The organism is Catenulispora pinisilvae, assembly GCF_015356865.1.
Classification (GTDB): domain Bacteria; phylum Actinomycetota; class Actinomycetes; order Streptomycetales; family Catenulisporaceae; genus Catenulispora; species Catenulispora pinisilvae.
The window spans coordinates 1-5,474 of sequence record NZ_JAAFZA010000405.1 but is presented as its reverse complement, the minus strand read 5'-3'; the positions used below and the strand labels follow the sequence as shown (position 1 = coordinate 5,474).

Sequence of the window (5,474 nt, the reverse complement as noted above, 5' to 3'; positions counted from 1 at the left end):
TGTTCACCGGCGGCGGCGGGGCCGGCGGCGGGGGCGCGAGCACCTTCGCCACCGCGGACCTCAACAACTACGTCGTGGCCTCCGGCGGCTGGGGCGGCGGCGCCGGCTCGGTCGGCGTCGAGGACGGCGGCTCCGGCGGCCTGCCCGGGCTCGGCGGCCGCGCCGGCGACTGCGTGTCCCAGGGCCAGTCGCTCAACCCCACGGTGGGCCAGGGCGGGGACGCCACCGGCGGGTCCGCGGCGGGCAGCACCACCAGCGCGGTCGGCGGTACCGGCGGGACCGGGAACGCCGACGGGACCGGGGTCGGCGGGGACGGCGGCGGGGACAACGCGGACCCGCAGCCGGGGACCGACGGCGAGGTCGTCGTCAGCTACTGAGCGGATACTGAGCGGCCACTGAGCGGAGCCGTCGAGGGGGCTCGGCGGGAGCCGCCGGGGGGCCGTTTCCCAAGATCACCTGGCTTGGGTTTGGCCGAGGCACCGGACCTCGGCTATCGTGGACGTCTGCCTGCAGGCCGATCGGCTGACGCGCGCCCTTCGCCTTAAAGGTCCACCACAGACGACGATAGAGGGATCATGCCTGGCACGACGCCGAAGACTCCGGCGCAGCCCGACCCCCGCTCGCCGTATGTTGTGGACACCCACGACTTCGCCAGGCGCCCCGGTTCGATGCGCACCTTGCACGACACCGTTCCGGCGCCGGAGCTCATGGGGGACAAGGACGGCGTCGCCAACGTGCCGGCGGGCTCGGACGTGGAACTCGACGCGCGTCTGGAAGCCGTCGTCGAGGGCGTCCTGGCTACCGGCACCGCGAGTGCCGCCGTGGCCGGGGAGTGCGTCCGCTGCCTGGAGCCGCTCGACCTCGAGGTCGAGGCCGACTTCCAGGACCTGTACTTCTTCCCGGGTGAAGACACGGGAGGGGACGAGGACGCGGTGTTCCTCGTCAACGATCTGCTCGACCTCGAGCCGGTCGTGCACGACGCGGTGGTGCTCGCACTGCCGTCGGCACCGTTGTGCCGGGAAGACTGCCAGGGTTTGTGCCCCGAATGTGGAGCGAACCTGAACGACGACCCGGACCACTCGCACGAGACCGCCGACCCCCGGTGGGCGGCCTTGGCGAACCTGAAGGACCAAGTAGCAAGCAACAGCGGTACGGCGCCGGTCGCCCCGCCCGCCCGAGACCAGGAGTAGGCCCGTGGCCGTCCCGAAGCGCAAGAAGTCCCGCAGCCGTACCCGTTCCCGTCGTGCCCAGTGGAAGGCCGCCCCGCTGACCCTGGTCGCGTGCGAGAACTGCGGCCAGACCAAGGTCCCGCACCACCTGTGTGCGAACTGCGGCACCTACGACCGCCGCCAGGTCGTCGAGGTCTGAGCCGGCGACGGCGGATCCGATAGCTGTGGCGTCTTCGAACAAGTCCGGCAAGGGCGGGACAGGAGCTTCCGCCCCGCCGGAAGTACTCATCGCCCGACTCGGGCTGCCCGTGGACGCCCGGCTCATCGACCGGGCGCTGACCCACCGCTCGTACGCGTACGAGAACGGCGGCCTGCCCACCAACGAGCGCCTGGAATTCCTCGGCGACTCGGTCCTTGGCCTGGTGGTCACGGACACGCTCTACACCACGCACAGCGAGCTGCCCGAGGGACAGCTCGCCAAGCTGCGTTCGGCCGTGGTCAACTCCAAGGCGCTGGCCGAGGTGGCCCGGGGCCTGGGCCTCGGCGATTTCGTGAAGCTGGGCCGCGGCGAGGAGACCACCGGCGGCCGGGACAAGGCCTCGATCCTGGCCGACACCCTGGAAGCCCTGATCGGCTCGGTCTATCTGGACCACGGCATCGAGGTGGCCTTCGATCTGGTGCGCCGGCTGTTCGGCCCGCTGATCGCGACCTCGGCCACGCTCGGCGCCGGGTTGGACTGGAAGACCTCGTTGCAGGAGCTGACCGCGGTCGCCGGCATCGGCGTCCCGGACTACCGGGTCACCGAGACCGGTCCGGACCACGACAAGTTCTTCGAGGCCGACGCCTGCGTCGGCGGCACGGTCTACGGGCACGGCTCGGGCCGGTCGAAGAAGGAAGCCGAGCAGCAGGCGGCCGAGGAGGCCTGGCGGACCATCCGCGAGACCCACAAGGACGCGCTGGCCGCCAAGGGCGTGCTGCCGGGACCCGCGGGAGACCGCAAGCTGACGCACGGTCCCTATGACATCGATCCGGATGACGAGGCGGACGTTTCCTGACGCCTCGGTGTTCTGCTCATCGTGTTCTGCTCATCGTGTTCTGCTCATCGCCGGTCGCACTTCGCGGCCGGCGATTTGCTGTTCTCGCCCCCGGCATGGTCCGGGCCGTTTTCCGTGGGCGGGTTTCGATACGCTCTCCGGCGTGCCAGAACTGCCTGAAGTAGAAGTCGTCCGCCGCGGCCTGGAGCGTTGGGCGGTCGGCCGCACCGTCGCCACCGCCGAGGTCCTGCACCCGCGGGCGACCCGCCGCAACGCCGCCGGCGCCGAGGACTTCGCCGCCTCCGTCGCCGGGCACACCCTGCTCAGCGCCGAGCGCCGCGGCAAGTTCCTGTGGCTGCCGCTCGGCGAGGGCGGGCAGGCCACCGGCGAGGCCGTCACCGGCCATCTCGGGATGAGCGGACAGCTCCTGGTGAAGCCGTCCGGCACCCCCGACGAGAAGCATCTGCGCATCCGCTTCACCTTCACCGACGACGGCCCGGAACTGCGCTTCGTGGACCAGCGCACCTTCGGCGGCATGGCCCTGGAGAAGCTGGAGACGGACCGGCACGGCGTCGTCGTCCCGGCCTCGGTCGCGCACATCGCCCGCGACGCGCTGGACCCGGAGTTCGACGTCGACTTCTTCCACAGCGAGCTGCGCCGCCGGGACACCGGCCTGAAGCGCGCGCTGCTGGACCAGACCCGGGTCAGCGGCATCGGCAACATCTACGCCGACGAGGCGCTGTGGATCGCGCGCCTGCACTACGACCGGCCGACCTCGAAGATGCGCCGCCCGGACACCGACCGGGTGCTGGCGGCGGCGCGCGAGGTGATGGGGGCCGCCCTCGCCGTCGGCGGCACGTCCTTCGACAGCCTGTATGTGGACGTCAACGGCGAGAGCGGCTACTTCGCCCGGTCGCTGCACGCCTACGGCCGCGAAGGAGAGCCCTGCGAACGCTGCGGGACGGCGATCAAGCGCGAGTCCTTCATGAACCGGTCGAGCTTCTACTGTCCGAAGTGTCAGCGGCTCTCACGCTGATCGGGACCCGGCGCCGGCCGCGGTACCAGAACGCGATGATCAGCGCCGCCCCGCACAGCCCCAGCAGGGCCATCGCCTGGCCGATCCGGTAGCCCGGGGGCCGGAACCCCAGTCGCAGGGTGCTGCCGCCCGGCCGCGCCGCCGGCAGCACCACCTTCATGATCCCGACGTCGGTGCCCTTCAGCTGCACCTGGTGTCCGTCGACGGTGGCCTGCCAGCCCGGCCACAGCAGCGCCGCGATCCGCAGCTCGCCGGAGCCGGTGTAGCGCACGGTCTCGCCGACGCCGTCCTTCGCGACCGTGTCGGCGGTGACGTGCACACTCGGCGCGGTGTACGAGACCCGGCCGTCCGGCCAGGGCAGCGGCTTGCGGCGGTTGAGCACCAGCGTGTGGTCGTCGAGCGCCTTCACGTTCCAGCCGGCCGGGACGGTCAGCGGCTTGGCGCTCTTCTTGCCGGGGACCTTCGGCGGGTTCAGCACGTCCCGGACGTGCCCCTGGGTCTGGAGCACCACGGTCTGGAGCCGCAGCAGGTCCGCGAGTTGGGCGGGGGAGTCGGTGTCGCGGCGGAACAGGTTGTAGTACAGGGTCTGGCAGGTGCCGCCGTAGTACGACATGCACAGGTGCTTCATATACGCCCGGTAGGACACGCCGGTGTAGTTGTTCAGGCTCCTCACCCCGGCCACCTGGAGCAGGCTGCCGCCGGGCAGGTCGTGCCAGACCCGGCGCCGGCCCAGCCGGTCGGCCTCGGTCAGCGGGTCCCCGACCATCAGGGTGTTGCCTTGATACAGGGTCCCGAAGTGCTGCTTCATCGAGGTCACGTCGTGCTGCGGGTGCCAGTCGGTGACGTTCTGGTTGGCCGGGAAGGCGTAGGCCTGGAAGCCCAGCACCAGCACCGTCCCGCCGATCAGCAGCCGGGACAGCGGGCGGCCGGCCCGCACCCGGCGCACCATCAGCGCGGACAGCGCGCCGACCAGCACGGTCGCGGCGATGACGGTGTGCAGCCGGCCGGGCTGCGCCGACCAGGACAGGTAGCCGCCGACCACGATGATCGCCGCGGTGATCGCGGTGCGGCGCCGGGGCTGGTCGGTGCGCGGCGTCTCGGTCAGGGCCAGCGCGAGCACCACGCACAGCCCCAGGTAGGCGTACTCGATGACGCGCAGCGGCCAGCGGAACAGCCAGATCTGCGACGGGCCGACGGCCATCGCCAGGTAGACCACCGCGATCAGGCCGACGCCGACCAGGGCCCGCGGCCGGTGCAGCACCCGCCGCCAGTCCAGCCAGGGCGCCAGCGGGGCGATGAACCAGGCCAGATACGTGGCCGGCACGGTCCAGAAGGCCATGTGCCAGGACACCGAATGCGGCAGGTAGGCCGGCGCGCTGAGGTTCAGCAGGTCGCCGACCCCGGGCACCAGGAAGCCGGTGTTCATGATCCCCGAGCCCGGCGAGCGGGTGGTGACCGAGGCGCTGAGCACCAGCGGCAGGAACACCAGGGCGGCCGCCGAGGCCGCGACCGCGCTGATCCCGGCCAGCCGCAGCACCGCGCGCCGGTCCCGGGCCATCAGCGACTCGGTGGCCAGCGCGGCGGCCACGACCAGCATGCCCAGCAGGCCGTAGGGGTTGCCGGTGGTGACGATCAACAGCCCGAAGATGATCGGCACCACCGGGTTCAGCCGGCCCCGCAGATACCGCCGCGCCGACCACCAGAAGTGCGCGGTCCAGGCGAAGCCCATGAGGCCGGAGATCCAGGAGGCGGTGTCGAAGTAGAGCGTGAAGCCGGAGAACGGCAGCGCCACCGCGACCACCGCGGCCGCGGCCCGGCCCGCGCGGTACTCGCGGCAGACCGCGTAGATGCCCAGGGTCAGCAGCACCAGGAACTGGGTCTTGATCACGATCGCCGCGATCAGCAGGTCGCCGCAGGCCGCGGTGAACAGCGCGTCCAGCAGCTCGACCGGGTTCCAGATCCCGAACAGCGCCTCGGCGGCGAAGTTGCCGCCGTTCCACATGCCCGGCACCAGCGGGTTCCAGTGCCCGGCCAGCAGATCGGCGCCGATCCGGTGCCAGACCGGCAGGAACTCCGCGGCACTGTCGTCCCAGAGGTAGAAGAACCGGTTGGTCAGCAGCGGGATCTGCGCCAGCACCGCGACGACGACCGCGATCAGCGCGGCCGTCCCGCGGTCGGTGCGCGGCCGGGACCACCGGGGGGCGCGCCACCGGGCGCGCCGCGGGCCGCCGGGAC

At 71.8% G+C, this 5,474-nt stretch carries 5 protein-coding genes and 1 pseudogene; 5 read left to right on the top strand and 1 reads right to left on the bottom strand.

Annotation, left to right across the window (positions count from 1 at the left end; genetic code table 11):
- From IZR01_RS47865 to mutM, 5 genes and pseudogenes are all read left to right on the top strand, one after another.
- Positions 1-377 (top strand): annotated as a pseudogene (locus IZR01_RS47865) (hypothetical protein); the annotation flags it as partial.
- Between the two features lie 198 nt (positions 378-575).
- Positions 576-1,190 (top strand): YceD family protein, encoded by a 615-nt coding sequence (locus tag IZR01_RS47860; protein WP_194899625.1) that lies wholly within the window; start codon positions 576-578, stop codon positions 1,188-1,190.
- Between the two features lie 4 nt (positions 1,191-1,194).
- Positions 1,195-1,368, top strand: coding sequence for a 50S ribosomal protein L32 (gene rpmF, locus IZR01_RS47855; RefSeq protein WP_015796566.1), 174 nt, complete (start codon positions 1,195-1,197; stop codon positions 1,366-1,368).
- Between the two features lie 88 nt (positions 1,369-1,456).
- Positions 1,457-2,224, top strand: coding sequence for a ribonuclease III (gene rnc / locus IZR01_RS47850; RefSeq protein WP_369125526.1), 768 nt, complete (start codon positions 1,457-1,459; stop codon positions 2,222-2,224).
- A 142-nt stretch (positions 2,225-2,366) separates the two neighbouring features.
- Positions 2,367-3,239 (top strand): bifunctional DNA-formamidopyrimidine glycosylase/DNA-(apurinic or apyrimidinic site) lyase, encoded by an 873-nt coding sequence (gene mutM, locus IZR01_RS47845; RefSeq protein ID WP_194899623.1) that lies wholly within the window; start codon positions 2,367-2,369, stop codon positions 3,237-3,239.
- Here the strand turns inward: mutM and IZR01_RS47840 are convergent.
- Positions 3,187-5,474: GtrA family protein (locus tag IZR01_RS47840; RefSeq protein ID WP_194927738.1), on the bottom strand; the 2,288-nt coding region annotated here is incomplete at its 5' end. The genes mutM and IZR01_RS47840 overlap by 53 nt on opposite strands.